21 protein-coding genes and 2 tRNA genes are annotated in these 19,696 nt (G+C 68.4%); 11 read left to right on the forward strand and 12 right to left on the reverse strand.

Annotated elements, in window-relative coordinates; genetic code table 11:
- Positions 1-39 precede the first annotated feature (39 nt).
- From ACIQTT_RS14985 to ACIQTT_RS15005, 5 genes are all read left to right on the forward strand, one after another.
- The gene (locus ACIQTT_RS14985; protein ID WP_402791770.1) at positions 40-1,197 is read left to right on the forward strand and encodes a DNA polymerase III subunit delta'; all 1,158 of its coding nucleotides are present in this window, start codon (positions 40-42) and stop codon (positions 1,195-1,197) included.
- Positions 1,194-2,753, forward strand: coding sequence for an alpha/beta hydrolase (locus ACIQTT_RS14990; RefSeq protein ID WP_402791773.1), 1,560 nt, complete (start codon positions 1,194-1,196; stop codon positions 2,751-2,753). The genes ACIQTT_RS14985 and ACIQTT_RS14990 overlap by 4 nt, the downstream gene beginning before the upstream one ends.
- A 103-nt stretch (positions 2,754-2,856) precedes the next feature.
- Positions 2,857-2,929, forward strand: a tRNA-Thr gene (locus ACIQTT_RS14995).
- Between the two features lie 68 nt (positions 2,930-2,997).
- Complete coding sequence (locus ACIQTT_RS15000) at positions 2,998-3,579, forward strand: isochorismatase family protein (RefSeq protein ID WP_402791776.1); 582 nt, start codon at positions 2,998-3,000, stop codon at positions 3,577-3,579.
- A complete protein-coding gene (locus tag ACIQTT_RS15005; protein WP_402791778.1) occupies positions 3,576-4,109 on the forward strand; it encodes a DUF1697 domain-containing protein in 534 nt (177 codons plus the stop codon). Before ACIQTT_RS15000 ends, ACIQTT_RS15005 begins: the two co-directional genes overlap by 4 nt.
- Here the strand turns inward: ACIQTT_RS15005 and ACIQTT_RS15010 are convergent.
- The gene (locus tag ACIQTT_RS15010; protein ID WP_402791781.1) at positions 4,099-4,335 is read right to left on the reverse strand and encodes a hypothetical protein; all 237 of its coding nucleotides are present in this window, start codon (positions 4,333-4,335) and stop codon (positions 4,099-4,101) included. The genes ACIQTT_RS15005 and ACIQTT_RS15010 overlap by 11 nt on opposite strands.
- 25 nt (positions 4,336-4,360) lie before the next feature.
- Here ACIQTT_RS15010 and ACIQTT_RS15015 point away from each other — a divergent pair, with 25 nt between their 5' ends.
- On the forward strand, positions 4,361-4,882 hold the full coding sequence (locus ACIQTT_RS15015; protein WP_402791784.1) for a CGNR zinc finger domain-containing protein: 522 nt from the start codon (positions 4,361-4,363) through the stop codon (positions 4,880-4,882).
- Between the two features lie 68 nt (positions 4,883-4,950).
- Here ACIQTT_RS15015 and ACIQTT_RS15020 read toward each other — a convergent pair whose 3' ends face one another.
- The 3 genes from ACIQTT_RS15020 to ACIQTT_RS15030 form a co-directional block, all read right to left on the reverse strand.
- Positions 4,951-5,499 carry a type 1 glutamine amidotransferase domain-containing protein gene (locus ACIQTT_RS15020; protein ID WP_391478850.1) on the reverse strand — a complete coding sequence of 183 codons (549 nt, stop codon included), beginning with the start codon at positions 5,497-5,499 and terminating at the stop codon, positions 4,951-4,953.
- A 153-nt stretch (positions 5,500-5,652) separates the two neighbouring features.
- A tRNA-Lys gene (locus tag ACIQTT_RS15025) sits at positions 5,653-5,725 on the reverse strand.
- Positions 5,726-5,861: 136 nt separating this feature from the next.
- Complete coding sequence (locus ACIQTT_RS15030; RefSeq protein WP_402791787.1) at positions 5,862-6,524, reverse strand: fasciclin domain-containing protein; 663 nt, start codon at positions 6,522-6,524, stop codon at positions 5,862-5,864.
- A gap of 289 nt (positions 6,525-6,813) precedes the next feature.
- Between ACIQTT_RS15030 and sigK the strand changes: the two genes are divergently transcribed.
- The 4 genes from sigK (at position 6,814) to ACIQTT_RS15050 (ending at position 9,909) form a co-directional block, all read left to right on the forward strand.
- Positions 6,814-7,413 carry an ECF RNA polymerase sigma factor SigK gene (sigK, locus tag ACIQTT_RS15035; RefSeq protein ID WP_402792574.1) on the forward strand — a complete coding sequence of 200 codons (600 nt, stop codon included), beginning with the start codon at positions 6,814-6,816 and terminating at the stop codon, positions 7,411-7,413.
- Positions 7,410-8,186 carry an anti-sigma factor domain-containing protein gene (locus tag ACIQTT_RS15040; RefSeq protein ID WP_402791789.1) on the forward strand — a complete coding sequence of 259 codons (777 nt, stop codon included), beginning with the start codon at positions 7,410-7,412 and terminating at the stop codon, positions 8,184-8,186. Before sigK ends, ACIQTT_RS15040 begins: the two co-directional genes overlap by 4 nt.
- Before the next feature lie 29 nt (positions 8,187-8,215).
- Positions 8,216-8,845, forward strand: a complete 630-nt coding sequence (locus tag ACIQTT_RS15045; protein ID WP_247625035.1) for a DNA-directed RNA polymerase subunit beta — start codon at positions 8,216-8,218, stop codon at positions 8,843-8,845.
- Positions 8,846-9,024: 179 nt separating this feature from the next.
- Positions 9,025-9,909 carry an aminodeoxychorismate lyase gene (locus ACIQTT_RS15050; protein WP_402791793.1) on the forward strand — a complete coding sequence of 295 codons (885 nt, stop codon included), beginning with the start codon at positions 9,025-9,027 and terminating at the stop codon, positions 9,907-9,909.
- Between the two features lie 148 nt (positions 9,910-10,057).
- Here the strand turns inward: ACIQTT_RS15050 and ACIQTT_RS15055 are convergent, their stop codons facing one another.
- The 8 genes from ACIQTT_RS15055 to ACIQTT_RS15090 form a co-directional block, all read right to left on the reverse strand.
- Positions 10,058-10,642, reverse strand: coding sequence for an endonuclease domain-containing protein (locus ACIQTT_RS15055; RefSeq protein ID WP_402791796.1), 585 nt, complete (start codon positions 10,640-10,642; stop codon positions 10,058-10,060).
- Positions 10,643-11,138: 496 nt separating this feature from the next.
- Positions 11,139-11,918, reverse strand: a complete 780-nt coding sequence (gene pstB, locus ACIQTT_RS15060; RefSeq protein WP_247625033.1) for a phosphate ABC transporter ATP-binding protein PstB — start codon at positions 11,916-11,918, stop codon at positions 11,139-11,141.
- A 29-nt stretch (positions 11,919-11,947) separates the two neighbouring features.
- The gene (pstA, locus tag ACIQTT_RS15065) at positions 11,948-13,045 is read right to left on the reverse strand and encodes a phosphate ABC transporter permease PstA (protein WP_402791799.1); all 1,098 of its coding nucleotides are present in this window, start codon (positions 13,043-13,045) and stop codon (positions 11,948-11,950) included.
- A gap of 1 nt (position 13,046) precedes the next feature.
- On the reverse strand, positions 13,047-14,009 hold the full coding sequence (pstC, locus tag ACIQTT_RS15070; RefSeq protein WP_402791802.1) for a phosphate ABC transporter permease subunit PstC: 963 nt from the start codon (positions 14,007-14,009) through the stop codon (positions 13,047-13,049).
- A gap of 108 nt (positions 14,010-14,117) precedes the next feature.
- Positions 14,118-15,221, reverse strand: a complete 1,104-nt coding sequence (locus ACIQTT_RS15075) for a phosphate ABC transporter substrate-binding protein PstS (RefSeq protein WP_402791805.1) — start codon at positions 15,219-15,221, stop codon at positions 14,118-14,120.
- Between the two features lie 153 nt (positions 15,222-15,374).
- Entirely contained in the window at positions 15,375-16,349 is a 975-nt protein-coding gene (locus ACIQTT_RS15080) for an NUDIX domain-containing protein (RefSeq protein ID WP_402791808.1), read from the reverse strand.
- Entirely contained in the window at positions 16,346-18,511 is a 2,166-nt protein-coding gene (locus ACIQTT_RS15085; protein WP_402791811.1) for an RNA degradosome polyphosphate kinase, read from the reverse strand. Before ACIQTT_RS15085 ends, ACIQTT_RS15080 begins: the two co-directional genes overlap by 4 nt.
- 52 nt (positions 18,512-18,563) lie before the next feature.
- A complete protein-coding gene (locus ACIQTT_RS15090) occupies positions 18,564-19,247 on the reverse strand; it encodes a response regulator transcription factor (protein ID WP_336642104.1) in 684 nt (227 codons plus the stop codon).
- A 74-nt stretch (positions 19,248-19,321) separates the two neighbouring features.
- Between ACIQTT_RS15090 and ACIQTT_RS15095 the strand changes: the two genes are divergently transcribed.
- Complete coding sequence (locus ACIQTT_RS15095; protein WP_402791816.1) at positions 19,322-19,618, forward strand: hypothetical protein; 297 nt, start codon at positions 19,322-19,324, stop codon at positions 19,616-19,618.
- Positions 19,619-19,696: the final 78 nt, after the last annotated feature.

Consider the following 19,696-nt stretch of genomic DNA (forward strand, 5'->3'; position numbering starts at 1 on the left):
CATGCGGTCGGTGTCGGCGGTGCCGATTAGGCTGAGTGCATGCCCGAGACCATCGCCGCCCCTTTCCCGTGGGCCGATGTGTGGGGGCAGGATGCCGCGGTCGAGACTCTGCGCGACGCGGCATCCGATCCGTCGGCGCTGTCGCATGCCTGGTTGATCACCGGCCCGCCGGGGTCCGGGCGTTCCACCCTCGCGTACGCCTTCGCTGCGGCGCTGATCGCCGACCGGCCCGACGACGAGGCGGCCATGCGGCAGGTTCTCGCGGGCACTCACCCCGATGTGACGGCGCTGCGCACCGACAAGGTCATCATCACGATCGCCGAGGCGCGCGCCCTGGTCGAGCGCTCCTACTTCGCTCCCTCTGCCGGGCGTTATCGCGTCATCGTCGTCGAGGACGCCGATCGCATGGTCGAGCGCACCTCGAACGTCCTGCTGAAGGCTCTCGAGGAGCCGCCCGAGAAGACCGTCTGGATCCTCTGCGCCCCCAGCGAAGCCGATCTGCTCCCTACCATTCGTTCGCGCGTGCGCTCGCTGCGCCTTCGCGAGCCCGACGTCGCCGACGTCGCGCGGTTGATCAGTCTGCGCACGGGAGTCGACGAGGTCGTGGCCGAGCAGGCCGCCCGCCACTCCCAGCGACACATCGGCATGGCGCAGCGACTCGCCACCGACGAGGCCGCCCGCCGGCGCCGTGACGACACGCTCCGCTCCGTGATCGGCGTGCGCGGCGTGGGAGACGCGGTCGAGGTCGCCGGGCGCATCATCCAGGCCGCCACCGAAGACGCGAAGGCGCTGACGGCCGAGCGCGACGCGGCCGAGCGCGCGAATCTGTTGCGCATGGTCGGCGTCGCGGAGGGGCAGGCCGTTCCGCCGGCACTGCGTTCCCAGCTCTCGGCGCTCGAGGACGACCAGAAGAAGCGCGCCACTCGCAGCCTGCGTGACGGCATCGACCGTGTGCTCACCGACATGCAGTCGCTCTTCCGCGACGTCGTGATGCTGCAGTTCGGTCGCCCCGACGAGCTGATCAACCGTGAGCTCCGGGCCGAGCTCACCGCGCTCGCGGAAGCGTGGCCCGAGACCCGTACGCTGGTCGTGCTCGACCACCTCGCCGACACCCGGCAGTCGCTGGAGCGAAACGTCGCACCGCTGCTCGCCCTCGAGAGCTTGCTCGTGACCATCACGAGCGGGAGGACACCGTGAACATCCGCAAGACTTCCCGTATCCGGCGCGCCGCCGCGCTCGTCGCCGGCCTCGCCGTCGCCGCCGTGGCCCTTTCCGGCTGCCTCTACTCGATGATCCCCGAGCAGTCGGCGACGCGCCCGTCGGCGACCGGCGCGCCCGACACCGATGGCGTGTCCGAAGAGCTCCTCCCGTTCTACTCGCAGGAGCTGACCTGGGAGTCCTGCGGCGGAGCCGGCTTCGACTGCACGACGGTCACCGCGCCGCTCGACTGGGAGAACCCCGCCGAGGGCGAGATCGAGCTCTCCATCATCCGGCACCAGGCCGAGCAGACCCCGATGGGCTCGCTGCTCACCAACCCCGGTGGCCCCGGCGCGAGTGGCGTCGCCCTCATCCGCGACAGCCTCGACTACGCGGTCGGCGCCGATCTCATCGAGAATTACGACGTCATCGGCTTCGATCCGCGCGGCGTGGGCGAGTCGACGGCGGTGCGCTGCTTCGACGCGGCCGAGATGGACGCCTACCTCTACGACGTTCCGACCTCGCCCCGCGGCAGCGCGGAGTGGGAGGCCGAGCTCACCGAGCGCAACACCGCGTTCGCCGAGGCGTGCGACGCGAACAGCGACGGGATCCTGCCGTACATCACGACGATCAACGCCGCGCGCGACATGGACCTGATCCGCGCGGTGCTCGGCGATTCGCAGCTCAACTACCTCGGCTACTCGTACGGCACCTTCCTCGGTGCGACCTATGCGAACCTCTACCCCGAGAAGGCCGGCCGCCTCGTGCTCGACGGCGCGATCGACCCGTCGGTGCCCGGGCTCGAGGTCGGAGCGACGCAGGCGCTCGGATTCGAATCCGCGCTGCGCGCGTACATGCAGGACTGCCTCGATTCCGGGAGCTGCCCGTTCAACGGCTCGGTGGACGACGCAATGGCGGATCTCGGGGCGCTGCTCGCGAGCGTCGATCGCACGCCGCTCGAGAACGGCGACGGACGGATGCTCGGAGCCGACTCGCTCATGACGGGCATCATCGCGGCCCTCTACTCGCAGGACAGCTGGACGTTCCTCACGCAGGCACTCGACGAGGCGCTGCAGGGAGACCCGGCGACGGCGTTCGTGCTGGCGGACTTCTACAACAGCCGTGAGGCCGGGTCGTACACCGACAACTCGACCGAGGCCTTCCGTGCGTACAACTGCATGGACTACCCGGTCGAAGACGACCCTGCCGCCGAGGCGGCGACCACGAAGAAGATCGAAGAGGGTGCGCCGACCATCGCCCCCTACTGGACCGGGCCCGACTCGTGTGAGGTGTGGCCCTACCCGCCCACGGGGACGCGTGGCGAGATCACGGCAGAGGGCGCCGGACCCATCCTCGTCATCGGCACGACCAACGACCCGGCCACGCCGTACGAATGGTCGGAGGCGCTCGCGGACCAGCTCGACGAGGGTGTGCTCATCACTCGCGTGGGCGAGGGGCATACCGGCTACAACAAGGGCAACGGATGCGTCGACAACGCCGTGGAGGCCTTCTTCCTCGACGACGTGGTGCCCGAAGACGGCCTCCGCTGCGAGTGACGTCCGCGACTCACCTGCGTGACACGCGCGTGAGTCACGCTCGATTCGCGAGCGAGCGCGAGACAGGGTAATATCGGTGATCGCGCCGGTTCGCCCGTCGCACGCCGCTTTAGCTCAGTCGGCAGAGCATTTCACTCGTAATGAAAAGGTCGTCAGTTCGATTCTGACAAGCGGCTCCGACAGCCCCCGTGATGCGAAGAACATCACGGGGGCTTTCCCGTTCCCGGCGGCGTACGCTCGAATCATGAGCAGAGCGCTTCTCATCGTCGACGTCCAGAACGATTTCACCGAGGGCGGTGCCCTCGCGGTCTCGGGCGGTGATGCCGTCGCGGCCGCGGTCTCGGCGTACCTCGCCGCCCACGCCGGCGACTACGACGTGATCGTCGCCTCGCGCGACTGGCACGACCCCGAGGGGGACAATGGCGGGCACTTCGCCGAGAGTCCCGACTACGTCGATTCCTGGCCGGTGCACTGCGTGGCGGGCACGCCGGGTGCCGAGTACGACCCGCTGCTGGTGACGGATGCCGTCACCCACCACGTGCGCAAGGGACAGGGGCTGCCCGCCTACTCGATGTTCGAGGGCGTCACGGACTCCGGAGAGACGGTCGGGGCCGTGCTGACGGCGGCCGGGGTGATCAGTGCCGATGTGGTGGGGATCGCCACGGATCACTGCGTCCGAGCATCCGCTCTCGATGCCGTCGCCCACGGGGTGCGCGTGCGGGTGCTCACCGATCTTGTCGCGGGCGTCGGGGCAGATTCGAGCGAGGCGGCGCTGATCGAGCTCGCCCACGCCGGTGCCGAGCTCGTCGCGAGTGCCGAGGCGTGACCCGCAGCGTCCTGCTGCTGCGGGCCGTGAACGTCAGCGGCCGCAATCGCGTGCCGATGGCCGAGCTGCGTTCGGCGTTGACCGACGCCGGGGTGCTCGAGGACGTGTCGACGTACATCGCGAGCGGCAACATCGTATGTCGGCATCCGTCCGATCCGGTCGCGGCCTGCGCGAGCGTGCGGTCGCTCATCCACGACGAGTTCGGGGTCGACACTCCCGTGATCCTGCGCACGCACGACGCGCTCGTGCGAGCCCTCGCGTCGCAGCCGTTCGCCGATCCGGTCGACAAGCTCCTGCACGCGATGTTCCTGGAGGGTGCTCCGCAGAAGGGCGCGGTCGCGGCGCTGCGTGAGCGTCTGGTGCCGGGAGAGGAGATCGCCCTCGTCGGGCACGATCTGTGGATCTCCTACGCCGAGTCCGGCGTGCATGCGTCGAAGCTCACGAAGCCCGTTCTCGATCGCGAGCTCGGAGTCGCCGGCACGGCGCGGAACCTGCGCACCGTGAAGAAGCTCGTCGAACTCACGGCGTGAGGGTCGGCGATTCTCCGATGCTGCGGCTCATCGCGATCGGCGGCAGAGCGGCCGACGACGCGCTCGACGGGCGCAGATCGACGCGACGTGCTGCGCACGCTCCGCATCGCACGTAGACGACGATGCCCTCGCTCGTCGAGTGGCGGGACTCGGTGAGCCAGGAGTGCTCGTGCGCCACCGGGGCGGTGGTCGGCCGGGGGATCGGAAGGGTGTTCGTGGAGGTCATGAGACCAGCGTGATGTAATGGCCTTATGCATCTCAACCCTTACGGCGAGTACGCAGTTCTTCTGGCGACCTCACTCGCCAACGACTGGCCGGCCGACCGTGCCGGGATCGAGGAGCGCACGATCGAGATGGGCATGACGATGACGTTTCCGCCCGCCGACGACGACCATGCCCGCGTGCGCGACGTCATCGACGACTGGCTGCGGATCGTCGACGAAGCCGATCCCGATGCGCGCGCAGAACTCCTCAACGCCCAGCTCGCGGAGGCGGCGGCATACCCGCGGCTCACGAACCACGACGGAGAGGGATGGCACCTCCACTATCGCGACGACGTCCCCTCGCTGCCGTACGTGCTGCGGGCGATCATCAATCTCGGCACCTCGCTCCACCTGGTCACTCGCGGCATGAGAAGACTCGGTCGATGCGCGGCATCCCCGTGCACAAACGTCGTCGCCGACGTCACCCGCAACGGTCGCCAACGATTCTGCTCGGTGCGATGCGCGAACAGGGCCGCGGTACGGCGGCATCGCGCCCGGGGAGGTGCCTGATCCTGCCCACGGCGGCATCGCGCCCGGGGAGGTGCCTGATCCTGCCCCGGGCGCGATGGTGATGGTGGTCAGGCGGTCTGGCCCTCGTGGCGGCCCTCGCCGATCTCCTCGACGACCTTCGCGTTGAACGCCGGCAGGTCGTCGGGGGTGCGGCTCGACACGAGTCCCGCGTCGACGACGACCTCCTCGTCGACCCAGGTCGCTCCGGCGTTGCGCAGGTCGGTCTTCAGGCTCGGGTAGCTGGTGAGCGTGCGCCCGTCGACCACACCGGCCTCGATGAGGATCCAGGCGCCGTGGCAGATGACTCCGACGGGCTTGTGCTGCGCGAAGAACTCCTTGGCCAGGGCGACGGATGCTTCGTCCAGCCGCAGATGGTCGGCGTTCACGACACCACCCGGCAGCACCAGCGCCTCGAACTCGTCGGCGCTCGTGTCGCCGGAGATGAGGTCGACCGTCTGCTCGTGGCCGTTCTTGCCGGTGATGCTGCCCGCCGCCGGGGCGATCAAGGTGGCGCTCGCTCCCGCGGCCGTCACCGCCTCCCACGGGCTGGTCAGCTCGCTGTCCTCGAAGCCGTCGGTCGCCAGGAATGCCACGCGGTTTCCGGTGAGAGTCGCCATGGTCGTCGTCCTTTCAGGGGGGGGGAAGTGGATGCTCCGACTCTGCCGCGAGGGGCGGATGCCGTGAAGGGGGTGGCCAGTGCGCGACGAGGGTGATAGCGCGCGGCGGCGTGGAGGGTCTCTCCCGACCGGTGAACGGTGAGGGGAATGCGGTGGGCCCCGTGGGGCTCGAACCCACGACCCGCGGATTAAAAGTCCGATGCTCTGCCAACTGAGCTAGAGGCCCGTGCTCCCAGTCTAGGGCGCAGAAAGAGGGCCGTTGACGACACAGCTATCGTCAACGGCCCTCCTGTTACCTCAGGTCATCCCTCCCCGGATGATGTGAGGCCTCGTGCCGGGGTCCAGTCGGCACTCTCCCGCTCTTACTGAGCCGGGGGCATCAGAACCGTGTCGATGAGGTACACGGTCGCGTTGGCGGTCTGCACGCCACCGCAGATCACGTTGGCGCCGTTGACCATCAGCTCGTCGCCGCTGCCGGTGACCTCGAGGTCGGCACCGTTGACGGTCGGGTGCGTGCCCACGATCTCGTCAGGGGTGATCTGGCCGGGGACGACGTGGTACGTCAGGATCGAGCTCAGCGTGTCGCTGTCGGTCTTGAGTGCCTCGATCGTGGCGGGGTCGATCTTCGCGAATGCGTCGTCGACCGGAGCGAAGACCGTGAACTCGTCACCGTTGAGCGTGTCGACGAGGTCGACGTCGGGGTTGAGCTGACCGCTCACCGCTGCGGTGAGGGTGGTGAGGATCGGGTTGTTCGACGCGGCGACCGCGACCGGGTCCTTCGACATGCCCTCGACGGAGCCGGCGCCGTCCGGAACCTGCTCGGCGTACGCGGCGCAACCGGGGCCGACGAGGTTCGCGGCCGGGTCCATCTCCATAGGCTCGGACGACTGCGAGCTCTCGGGCGCCATGGGCTCCTCGGACTCGGTGGTGGTGTCGCCGCTGCCCATCGAACATGCGGAGAGCAGGAACGCGCTCGCCACCGTGAGCGTCAGTGCTGCGGTGACCTTCTTCTTGGTGCTGAACATTTCAAGCTCCTTCAGACATTCTCGCCGCGGCCTCTCCGTGGCGTTGACAGGTGTTCGGAACCCCTCGCCGATCGGATGGGAAGAATTCGAAACTTCTTCGAGATCCGTCCGGATCGGGTGCGCCCGATCCGACCGGGCCGCGAGTGCGGACAGCATCCGACGGAAAAGAGCACGCGCGCGAGCGTGACGGGATCGTGATGCAGTCCGTGTGGCGCGGAATCCTGTTGGAATCCGCGCGAATTCGCCGTTTTCAGGCGTCGGATGCAGAGTCGGAGGGCTGGAATACGGCATGCTTGTGGAGATGGTCATCGATGGGATGGATGTTCCCGAGGACGGGACGGCGCGGGATGCCGTCGCCGACCTCCTCGTCGCCGTCGCCACCGGAGACCAGCGGGCCTTCGCAGAGCTCTACGACCTCCTCTCGTCCCGCGTGTTCGGCCTCATCCTCCGGGTGCTCGTGAACCGCTCTCAGAGTGAAGAGGTGCTCCAGGAAGTCTTCCTCGAGATCTGGCAATCCGCTTCGCGCTTCGCTCCGAACAAGGGGCAAGGACGAACATGGATCATGACGATGGCGCACCGCCGAGCGGTGGACCGCGTGCGATCCTCGCAGTCCAGTTCGGATCGAGATGTCCGGGCGGGACTACGGGACATCGGCGTGGCCCACGACAGCGTGGCGGAGCAGGTCGAGTTGAGCATGGAAGGGGAGCGCGTCGTCGGCGCACTCTCCGGCCTACCCGAGGCTCAACGTGAAGCGATCGTCCTCGCCTACTACGGCGGTTACAGTCAGAACGAGATCGCGGCGCTCCTGGGTGCGCCGCTGGGGACGATCAAGACACGGATGCGGGATGGACTCACCCGCCTCCGCACGGCAATGGGGGTGATGGCATGAACGAGAAGGACTTCGCAGAACTCGCGGCTGGCGCCGCCCTGCATGCGCTCTCCCCTGAGGACGAGGCGCGCTTCCGTCGTACCCTCGACGAGCACCCCGAGTGGGAGCGCATCGTCGAGGCGGATGCCGCCACCGCCGCCACACTCTCGGCTCCGTTCACCGGCGACGTGCCGCGGCCCGACATCCGTGCCGCGCTGCTCTCCCGGATCGCGCAGACGCCGCAGGACGGCCGTGCGGACGACGAGCAGGCCGCGCCCGCCGCGGCGCCTTCCGACGCGACCGACACCTCGACGGTCGACAGCATCCGCCCGCCCCGCCGGTGGTCGCGGGCGATCTTCGCGCTCGCCGCGTGCCTCGCACTCCTGGTCGGCGTCGGCATCGGTTCCGTCGCGCTGAACGACTACCTCAACCGCCCGGCGAGCGTCGTGGCCCTCGAGCAGATCACGGGAGCGTCGGATGCCGCGCAGGCGAGTGTCACGCTCGACGACGGCACCACGGCCACGGCCCACTGGTCGGCGTCGCTCGGCTCCGCCGTGCTCGTGACCGACGGCCTCGCGGCTCCGGCCGACGGCAAGACATACGAGATGTGGTTCGTTCGCGGGGAGACCCCGGTGCCGGCCGGCGTGTTCGACGCCGATGGCACCACGGCCACCGCCGTGCTCTCCGGCTCGATGCACGAGGGCGACATCATCGCCGTCACGGTCGAGGAAGAGGGCGGTTCGCCGAGCGGCCTGCCCACGACCGACCCGATCATCGCGATCCCCACCGCCTGAGCGTCGCCGATCGCGCGTACCCTGGTGGGATGCCCGAGCAGCACCACCGCCCCGTGCGACGCCCCTCCGCCTCCTTCGACAACCTCGTGGGAGCGCATGATCCCGCCGAGGAGACGCGCATCGCGCACGCCACGGCATCCGCCCTGCTGGCGCGGGTGCGCGCCGATGAGAGCGGTGTGAGCGCCGATCGCCTCGTGGCCTTCACTGCCGAACACGGGATCGACGAGATCGCGGAACTGTGGTCGAAGGCGCCCTCGCGCACCCTGCCCGGCGCGCTCTGGCGGCTGTACCTGTTGCAGTTGGCGATCCACACCGATCCGCAGACCTCGGCGCTGCTGTACGAGCGCGGACGCGTCGAGCTGCCCTCGGTCGATGCGGCGATCGCCGGGGCACCGGTACCGGCGAGCCCGGAGGAGATCGTCGCGCTGGTCGACACGATCCTGCGCGGAGCGTTCCGCGGCGACTTCGCGGTGGCGCTCGAGCGCGCGGCGGCGTTCTGCCGTGTGCAGGCATCCGGGGCGACGCACACGGCCGACGACTACGAGGCGACCGAGCCGGGGAGGGCCAGCGAGCTCACGACCCGAGCGCTGCGACTGAGCAGCTATGCGCAGGACCTCTCCGCGGCGAGTGTGCTGTGGCGGTCGGGCGCACTGGCCTGAGCGGGCGAGCGCGGCCCGGAGGGAGAATCCCGGGCAAGAAGAAGACCGGGCCGCAAGAACGCCTCTCGGCGGAAGGCCGCTCGCAGCGGCGAAAAATGGAGCCCGGGGTTATGCGGCCCGGCCTGTACCAGTGTAACGCGAGACGAGCGAAGGTATTCCCGGCGCTCTAGGCTCGGATCATGAACCGGCGCTTCGCACTCATGATCGATCCCGTCACCGCGGACGAGCGGCGCTCCGACTACGGCGACACGTTCACCCACGTCGACGCGACCGCTCCCGCCCTCAGCGTGGGCGAGCTGAGCACGCAGCGCGGCGACGGGGTTTTCGAGTCGATCGGCGTGGTCGACGGCCACGCGCAGGAGGTCGTGCCGCACCTCGAGCGTCTCGCGCACTCCGCACGCCTGTGCGACCTGCCCGCGCCGAACCTGTCGCAGTGGCGGCAGGCGATCGATCAGGCCGCCGCCGAGTGCGGCGAGGGCGAGGCCGTCATCAAGCTCATCCTCAGCAGGGGAGTGGAGCACGGCCCGACGCCCACGGCATGGGTGACCGCGGCCCCGGCGGCGGACTTCCGCGCCGTGCGCGAGAACGGTGTGCGCGTGGTGACCCTCGACCGCGGGTACGACCTCGGCGCCGCCGAACGGGCGCCGTGGCTGCTGTTGGGCGCCAAGACCCTCTCGTACGCCGTGAACATGGCCGCACTGCGCGAGGCGCACCGCCGGGACGCCGACGACGCGATCTTCCTCTCCAGCGACGGGTTCGTGCTCGAGGCGCCGACCGCCTCGCTGATCCTGCGGTTCGGTGACCGTTTCGTCACACCGGCCCCGAACGGCGGCATCCTGCACGGCACCACCCAGCTGAGCGTCTACGAACACCTCGCCGCGCGCGGATTCGAGGTCGGGTACGACAGGATCCCGGCATCCGACCTTCCCCGAGCGCATGCCGCGTGGCTCGTGTCGAGCGTGCGTCTCGCGGCGGCGATCACCGCCGTCGACGGTGTCCCGCTGCCGGTCGACCAGGCGCTCACCGACGAGCTGAACACCTACCTGCTCTCGCCCCGCGACTGAGGCGCGCACCAAGTCCCATCGCCCGTCACGGAGCACAACTTCGGAGATTCGGGTCGACACGCCGCGGAACGGATGCCCCGCCCCGGCGTGTCGCTACAGATCTCCGAAGTTGTGCGGGAATGAGTCGACCACGGAAGCCTGAGCGGCATCAGGGACGGCGGGACATGGTGCCGACGATGGCGCGTTCGACGAGGTCCCAGTCGTGGACGATCATCGCGTAGTCGAACCTCAGCGTGGCATGTCCCCAGGAAGCGGCGTTCGCATCGCGCACGAGATCCTTGTGGCGGTGGGAGGGCGCCTCGTGGTTCGCGCCACCATCCGCTTCGACGATCAGCCACCCGTCGATGAGCAGATCCACCCGCCCTGTAGCCACGACCCGAAGCTGCGTGCGAATCTTCCATCCGTGCGCACGGAGACGCAACCGCACGAGCGATTCCAAGCCGCTATCCGAATCCGAGCGGGAGAACTCGACGAGCCTGCGCCCCCGCGCGTTGAGCGTGCGGCGCAACCAACGAAGGCCCGCGTCGTCGATGAACCCCTGACGGCGGGCTGATTCAAGGGCGACGAAAAAGGCCTCGTCGCCGCGGCATCGATGGATCTGCACCAGCAACCGCGGAACGGTCGGGAGATGGAAGGGTGTTCCGCGCGGCGCGTCATCCCAGTGCACGATGCAATCGCATGCGGGATCATCGTGCAAGTACTGATGTTGATCACTCTGGATCCAGACATGCACGGCCGGAGTATCGAGCACCCAGAGCCCCAGATGCCGCGCGGCCGACTCGCATCCCAAGGTCCCTCCGTGCGCTGCCGCGGTGACGACGTCGCTGCAGGCATCCGCACTCGCGTACACGCCGCGCCGTACGCGGCAGAGTCGGCCGGAATCCATCAATCGTTCGATCTCACCGCGTCGCAGGGTTTCTCGGAGCGAGCGATACGCCCAGATCTGCTGGCCAACTCTCGTGCACATCAGCCGAGCGTGCCGCACCACACGAACTCCGCCGCGCCCCCAGCACGCGTCTCGGGGAGAACTCGCCAACGCGAGAGCCGGTGCAGCAGAACTCCGCTCCGCACAACTTCGGAGATCGGCCGAGACACGCCGAGCGGGCGGATGCTTCGCCCGGCGAGTCGCCTCGAATCTCCGAAGTCGTGCGGGGCCGGGGAGGGGCGGGCACGCGACAGGGCTCGGCGACCGAAGTCCCCGAGCCCTGCCAGACGGCCGACGCGTCAGATCATCCGAAGCGACCCGAGACGTAGTCCTCGGTGGCCTGCACGGACGGGGTGGTGAAGATCGACGTGGTGTCGTCGTACTCGATCAGCTTGCCGGGCTTGCCGGTGCCGGCGATGTTGAAGAACGCGGTCTTATCGGACACGCGGGATGCCTGCTGCATGTTGTGCGTGACGATGACGATCGTGAACTCGTTCTTGAGTTCGCCGATCAGCTCCTCGATCGCGTACGTCGAGATCGGGTCGAGGGCCGAGCACGGCTCGTCCATCAGCAGCACCTCGGGCGAGACGGCGATCGCGCGGGCGATGCAGAGACGCTGCTGCTGTCCACCCGAGAGGCCCGAACCCGGACGGTCGAGGCGGTCCTTGACCTCGTTCCACAGGTTCGCGCCGGTGAGCGACTTCTCGACGAGGTCGTCCTGGTCGCTCTTCGACATGCGGCTGTTGTTGAGCTTGACGCCCGCGAGCACGTTCTCCTTGATCGACATCGTGGGGAACGGGTTGGGGCGCTGGAAGACCATGCCCACCTGGCGACGCACGAGCACCGGGTCGACGCCGGGGCCGTAGAGGTCCTTGCCGTCGAGGAGCACCTCGCCCTCGACGCGAGCGCCGGGGATGACCTCGTGCATGCGGTTCAGGGTGCGGAGGAACGTGGACTTGCCGCAGCCGGACGGACCGATGAACGCGGTGACGCTGCGCGGCTGGATGTCGAGGGAGACGCCCTCCACGGCGAGGAAGTTGCCGTAGTAGACGTTGAGGTCGTTGACTTCGATGCTCTTGGACACGTGAATTCCTGTTCTGAGTGGTCGGGCGCTCAGCGGCCGGAGGTCTTCGGGGCGAACAGCTTCGCGACGAGGCGCGCGAGCAGGTTCAGCACCATGACGATGAGGATGAGGGTGAGAGCAGCGGCCCAGGCCCGGGCGAGCGACGCGTCGGGGTTCGTGCCCTGATTCATGTACTGGTTGTAGGCGAACACCGGCAGGGTCATCATCTGACCATTGAAGATGTTCGTGTTCAGGCTCTGCGTGAACCCGGCGGTGAGCAGCAGCGGGGCCGTCTCGCCGATCACGCGCGAGATCGCGAGCATGACCGAGGTCGTGATGCCCGCGATCGACGTCGGGAGGACGACCTTGAGGATCGTCAGCCACTTCGGCACACCGAGCGCGTACGACGCCTCGCGGAGCTCGTTCGGCACGATCTTGAGCAGCTCCTCGCTGCCTCGCACGACGACCGGCGTCATCAGCACGGCCAGGGCGAGGGCGCCCATGATGCCCATCGAGATGCCCGGCTTGAAGATCAGCGCGAAGACCGCGTAGATGAACAGACCCGCGACGATCGAGGGGATGCCGGTCATCACGTCGACGAAGAACGTGATCGCCTTCGCGATCTTGCCGCGACCGTACTCGACGAGATAGATCGAGGTCATGAGTCCGATCGGCACCGCGATGACCGTCGCCGTGAGGGTGATGAGCAGCGTGCCCCAGATCGCGTGGACGATACCGCCGCCGTCGCCGATCACGTTGCGCATCGAGTAGCTGAAGAATTCAGCGTCGAAGCGCTCGATGCCGTTGGAGACGACCGTCCACAGCAGCGAGATCAGCGGCAGCAGCGCGATGAGGAACGCGGTCGCGACGAGCGCCGTCATGAGGCGGTCGACGGCCTTGCGGCGGCTCTCGACGATCGAGGAGATGACCGTGATGAGCACCATGTAGAGCAGGAGCCCGACGATCACGGTTCCGGTGATGTTGAAGTCCGCGAGCGAGCCGACCGAGGTCACCGCGAAGACAGCGGCGCTGACGGCGAGGGACCCGCCGAGCAGGGCCCACGGGGCCCACTTGGCCAGCTTGCCCGCGGTGAGCGCCGCGGCCGGTGCCGAGGCGACGGCGGTCGGGGTGGGGGTGAGGACGGTCATGTCAGTTCGCTCCCGAGAACTCGGCGCGGCGGGCGACGATCCATCGCGCCAACGCGTTGACTGCGAAGGTCACGATGAAGAGGATGAGGCCGGTCGCGATGAGCGTGTTGACTCCGGTGCCGTGCGCCTCGGGGAAGGCCAGGGCGATGTTGGCGGGGATCGGCGTCGGGTTCGTCGCGGTGAGCACGAGGAAGCTGACGACGGCCGAGGGGGAGAGCACCATGGTCACGGCCATGGTCTCGCCGAGTGCGCGGCCGAGGGCGAGCATCGCCGCCGAGACCATGCCGCCGCGGGCGAAGGGCAGAACGGCCATCCGCACCATCTCCCAGCGGGTGGAGCCGAGCGCGAGCGCGGCCTCCTCGTGGAGCTTCGGCGTCTGCAGGAAGACCTCGCGGCAGATGGCAGTCATGATCGGGATGCACATCACGGCCAGCACGAGGGATGCCGTGAGGATCGTCTTCCCCGTCGACGACACCTGACCGCCGAAGAACGGCACCCAGGAGGCGTTGGTGTTCAGCCAGGCGTAGATCGGCTGGAGGAGGGGGGCGAGCACGAGGCCGCCCCAGAGGCCGAAGACGACCGAGGGGACCGCGGCGAGCAGGTCGATCACGTAGCCGAGGAACGCGGCGAGGCGACGGTGCGCGTAGTGCGAGATGAAGAGCGCGATGCCGATGGAGATCGGTGCGGCGATGATCAGAGCGATGAACGAGGCCCAGAGCGTTCCGAAGACGAGGGGCCAGACGTACACCCAGAAGGATTCGCCCTTGAGGATGTGGTTGTCGGTGGTGTCGAGCTGGAACGCCGGGATGCTCTGGATGATGAGGAACGCGGCGACCAGCGCGAGGACGACGAGGATGATGATCCCCGCTCCGAGCGCGGTACCGGAGAAGACCCGGTCGCCGAGACGCTGCTTGGCCTTGATCGGTGCGGGCGGCGCTACGGGCGCCTGCGCGGTCGTGCTCATGGTCTCCCTGTTTCGGGCGGGGCTGGGCGGGTGGAACGGGGCCTTACCGGGCGAGGCCCCCGCGTCCGCTCGGGACGCGGGGGCACCGCCATCAGTCGATCGGCTGGATCAGCCGACCTGGATCAGGTCGATCGCGGCCTGGACCTGCTCGCGCAGCGAGTCCGAGATCGGGGCGCTGCCGGCGTTGTCCGCGGCAGCTTCCTGGCCCTCGGCGCTGGCGATGTAGGTGAGGTACTCCTTGACGAGCTCGGCGACGTCGGTGTCCTCGTACTGCTCGCACGCGATCAGGTAGCTGACCAGGGCGATCGGGTACGAGCCCTCGGCAGCGGATGCCGGGTCGACGTCGAAGACGAGGTCTCCGGCGCCACGGCCCTCGACGAGCGGCGAGCCCTCGACGAGCGCGGCAGCAGCCTCGGCGGAGTAAGCGACGAAGTCGCCGCCCACGCCGACGTGCACCTGGCCGAGGTCGCCGACCTGCGAAGCGTCGGCGAAGCCGATCGCACCGTTGCCGGCGGTGATGGCCTGGACGACACCCGAGGTGCCCTGAGCGGCTTCGCCGCCCTCGATCGGCCAGACGTCAGCGGCCTCGTAGGTCCAGACGTCACCGGCGGTCGCCGAGAGGTACTTGGTGAAGGTCTCCTGCGTGCCCGAGGGGTCGGAGCGGTGGACCGGCGAGATCGCCAGGTCGGGCAGCTCGACCCCGTCGTTCAGCGCCGCGATCTCGGGAGCGTTCCAGTTGGTGATCGTGCCGGCGAAGATGCCCGCGATCGTGGCGGCGTCGAGGTTGAGCGTGTCGATGCCCTCGATGTTGAACGCCACGGCGACCGGCGAGATGTAGAGCGGGACCTCGACGATGTCGTCGGTCACGCAGGCGCCGAAGCCGCCGGCGGCGATCTCCTCGTCGTTGAAGGCGCGGTCGGAGCCGATGAAGTTGCTGCCGCCCTCGAGGAAGTTCTCGCGGCCGGTGCCGGAGCCGGTGGGCTCGTAGTTGACGGTGACGTCGGGGTTCGCGGTCTGGAACGCGGCGACCCAGGCCTCCTGCGCAGCGGTCTGCGACGACGCGCCGGTGGCGTCGATGGTGCCGGAGAGCGTGGACTCGGAGGGGGCGTCGGACGAGCCGCCGGTGCCGCCTTCGTTCGCGGCGCAACCGGCCAGGGCGAGAGCAGCGACGGCGCCGATGGCGCCGATGCGAGCGATTCGGGAGATCTTCACTGTGGATCCGTTCGATCGTGGGAGGGTTGAGGCCCGGTGCAGGGCACACAGTGACGCTAAGCGCGGCGGTTAACGAGACTCTCCCGCGCGGGTGAACGGAAGGTGAACGGCAGTCGACTCTCTGGGGTGCGAACCCCGGAATTCCGGGCCGCGTCAGACCTTCGGAATGTGCGTCTCGATCGAGATGATGCCGGATCCGGGGTTCGTGGCCGAGAGGTGCACCACCGAGAACGCCGCCGGTTCGAGATCGGCCGCGCTGCTGAGATAGGAGCCCTGGATCGTGCCGGTCGCGAGCGCGATCTCGGAGAGGAGACCGGGCAGGACAGGTCCGTGGCTGCAGAGCACGGCGGGCTTGCCGGAGCGTACGCGTCGCCCGACCACGGAGCGCAGATCGGAGTTCCCGTCCTCCCAGGCGTCCTGGCTGAGGAGCTCGGTGCGCACGGCCTTGCGATCGAGCGCCTTGGCGAGCGGCTTCACGGTCTCGACACACCGGACGGCGTCGCTGGTCACGATCTTCCGCACGCCGAACGCACGCAGGGGACCGACGATCGATTTCGCCTGACGGCGCCCGCGCTCGGTGAGGGGGCGCTCGGCATCCGCTCCGTCCCATTCGGAACGGGACAGTGCTTTCGCGTGCCGGAGCACGATCAGGGGGAACGTGCGCAGCGCACCGTCGTCGACCAGCCGGGCGAAGAAGTCGATGATCTCGAGATCGATCGGATAACTGAGGCGTTCGCGGGCCTTCTTGACGCTGACCCACTCGAGTGCGGCGATCTCACGGTTCGGCACGAAGGTCGACGCGCGGATCGCCTCGTCGGTCGCTTCGGCGGCCCAGTAGTGCACGACCTTCTGCTTCATCGACGCGAGGTTGTAGCGGCTCACGCCGACGGGTACGCCGAGCGAGACGCGGATGCCGGTCTCCTCCTGCACTTCGCGCACGGCGGTCTCGGCGAGCATCTCGCCGGGATCGACCTTGCCCTTCGGGAGCGTGACGTCACGGTACTTCGTGCGATGGATGAGGAGGATGCGCAGCTTGCCGTCGACGATGCGCCAGACGACGGCACCGGCCGCGTAGACAGCCTTGTCCGTCCACTTCGACCGCTCTGCGAAGGTCTGTCCGACCGTCATCGAACCGCCCGCGCACGCCGGCGTCGCTGGATCTGACCCATGGTCTTATCCTGCAGGTCGATCAGCGGCTTGCCGTCGGCATCCGCGGCGTGGCGCTCCCAGACGCCGGCCGCACCGAGGTGCCAGGAGCTCGTTCCCGGGTTCATCGCGAGGTCGAAGAACGCCAGGAGCTCCTTCAGATGCGCGGGTTCGGTGACGCGGACGAGCGCCTCGACGCGTCGGTCGAGGTTGCGGTGCATCATGTCGGCGCTGCCGATGTAGATCTGCGGATCGCCGTCGTTCTCGAATGCGAAGATCCGCGAGTGCTCCAGGTAGCGACCCAGGATGCTGCGCACCGTGATGTTGTCGCTGATGCCGTCGAGATCCGTGCGGAGGCTGCAGATGCCGCGCACCCAGACGTCGACCTTCACGCCCGCGACGCTCGCGCGGTAGAGCGCGTCGATGATCTCCTCGTCGACCATGGAGTTGACCTTGATGCGGATGTGCGCCGGCTTGCCGGCGACGGCGTTGGCGCGCTCGTGGTCGATCTGGCGCACGAGTCCCTTGCGCAGGTGCAGAGGAGCGACGAGCAGACGCTTGAACTTCTTCTCGATCGCGTAGCCGCTCAGCTCGTTGAAGAGGCGGGTGAGGTCCTTTCCGACCTGCGCGTCCGCGGTGAACAGCCCGAAGTCCTCGTAGATGCGGCTGGTCTTCGGGTTGTAGTTTCCCGTGCCGACGTGCGAGTAGTGCTGGAGCTTGCCGTCTTCCTCGCGGATCACGAGGGCGAGCTTGCAGTGGGTCTTGAGTCCGACCAGGCCGTACACGACGTGCACGCCGGCCTTCTCGAGCTTTCGCGCCCAGACGATGTTGTTCGCCTCGTCGAATCGGGCCTTGACCTCGACCAGGGCGAGCACCTGCTTGCCCGCTTCGGCGGCGTCGATCAGCGCCTGCACGACGGGGCTGTCGCCCGAGGTGCGGTAGAGGGTCTGCTTGATGGCGAGCACGTGCGGGTCGCGGGCCGCCTGCTCGAGGAACGCCTGCACGCTCGTGGTGAACGACTCGTACGGGTGGTGCACGAGAACGTCTGACTTGCGGATCGCCTTGAACATGTCGGCGCGTGTACTGCTGTCGCCGGGCTGGAACGCGACGGCCGTGGTCGGCACGTGCGGCGGGTACCGCAGATCGGGGCGCTCGACGCGCGAGAGTCCGAAGAGGCCGCGCAGATCGAGCGGCCCGGGGAGGCGGTAGACCTCCTGGTCGGTGATATCGAGCTCCTTCACGAGAAGCTCGAGGGTCACGTCGTCCATGTCGTCGGTGATCTCGAGGCGGATCGGCGGGCCGAATCGGCGGCGCAGCAGCTCGGCCTCGAGCGCCTGGATGAGGTTCTCGCTCTCGTCCTCCTCGATCTCGACGTCTTCGTTGCGGGTGAGGCGGAAGGCGTGGTGGTCGAGCACCTCCATGCCGGGGAAGAGGTCGCCGAGGTGGTTGGCGATGAGCTCTTCGAGGCGAAGGTAACGGGAGATCTCGCTGTTGCCCGGCACTTCGACGAAGCGGGGCAGCATGGGCGGCACCTTCAGTCGCGCGAACTCCTGGCGACCGGTGCGCGCGTTGCGGATGCGGATCGCGAGGTTGAGCGACAGCCCCGAGATGTAGGGGAAAGGATGCGCCGGGTCGACCGCGAGGGGCATGAGCACCGGGAACACCTGGGCCTGGAAGTACTCGGTCAGACCCGCGCGCTCGTCGTCGGTCAGCTCGTCCCACTCCGTGATCTCGACGCCGGCGTCGGCGAGGGCCGGGCGCACGAGTGACGTCCAGGCATCCGCGTGCCGCAGCTGCAGCGCATGCGCCTCGCGCGAGATGTCGGCGAGGGCGTCGGAGGGGGAGCGGCCGATGTTGGTCGGCACGGCGAGGCCGGTGATGATGCGCCGTTTGAGGCCGGCGACGCGCACCATGAAGAACTCGTCGAGGTTGCTGGCGAAGATGGCCAGGAAGTTCGCTCGCTCGAGTTCGGGGAGAGTCGGGTCCTCGGCCAGCTCGAGCACGCGCTGGTTGAACGCGAGCCAGCTCAGCTCGCGATCGAGGTACCGGTGGTCCGGGAGGAGCGCGTCGGGGGCCTCGACGGCATCGAAGTCGTCGTCTTCTGCGTCGCCGAGACCGGCATCGACGAGTGCGGGATCCATCATGGGGTACATCTAAGCACCGAGAGGTGACACGTGCGTGAACGGATGCCTTCGGTTACCGCGAGCCGACCAGGGTGTCGTCCTCGTACACGTTGAAGCGGTAGCCGACGTTGCGGACGGTTCCGATGATCTGATCGGCGTCGCCCAGCTTGGCGCGCAGGCGCCTCACGTGCACGTCGACCGTGCGCGTGCCGCCGAAGTAGTCGTAGCCCCAGACCTCGCTGAGCAGCTGCTCGCGGGTGAACACCCGCGAGGGGTGCGTGGCGAGGAAGTGCAGGAGCTGGAATTCCTTGTAGGTGAGGTCGAGCGGCTTGCCGTGCAGCTTGGCGGAGTAGGACTGCTCGTCGATCGTGACGCCGGAGGCCTGCACGCGCGTCGGGGCCGCGGCATCGTCTCGCCGCGCGATCGCGAGTCGCAGACGGGCGTCGGTCTCTGCAGGGCCGGCGGTCGACAGCAGGACGTCGTCGATGCCCCAGTCGCCGGAGACGGCGCTCATGCCGCCTTCGGTGACGATGAGGAGAAGGGGTGCTTCCTGCCCGGTCGCGCGCAGCAGGCGGCACAGCGACTTGGCGCCGGCGAGATCGGTGCGGGCGTCGACGATCACGATGTCGTACTCGGGCGCGCTCACGAGCCGTGCGGGCTCTGCCGGGATCTGACGGACGGTGTGGCTGAGCAGTTCCAGGGCGGGCAGGACCGGCTCCTCGGCAGGAGCATTCGTCAAGACCAGGATCTGGGGCACACGTACTCCTTCACCGGCGCGCGGGTGTACGCCGTGCGGCAATAATACCGGGGCCGATGAGTGAGAATGGACGCATGACCCAACCCGCACTCGCTCCGCGCAGCCCGCTCGTCGGCGTGGTCGCCGTCTGGGCGGTCGCTCTGGTGGGCGCCGTGGCGATCGGCATCCTGGTCGGTGAGGAGTGGCGCATCCCGTGGATGCTGGTGGCCTTCGGCGGCGCCGTGCTGCTCTCGTTCGCCGTGCAGCTCTGGTACGGCCGCACCGAGGGATTCATCTTCCGCGTGGCCGGGAGCGTCATCGGGGCGCTGCTTCTCATGGGCGTGATCTCGGTCGGATTCGGGCTCGCCGCCCTCGCCACCGCCTCCGCCTGACAGTCCCGCCCGCGCGCGGTAGTGTAGGAGCCATGGATCTCATGGCGCTCGAACTCTTCTTCATCGGCCTGCTGGGTC

Origin of the sequence: Microbacterium sp. NPDC090225 (assembly GCF_044772365.1) — a bacterium.
Classification (GTDB): Bacteria; Actinomycetota; Actinomycetes; order Actinomycetales; family Microbacteriaceae; genus Microbacterium.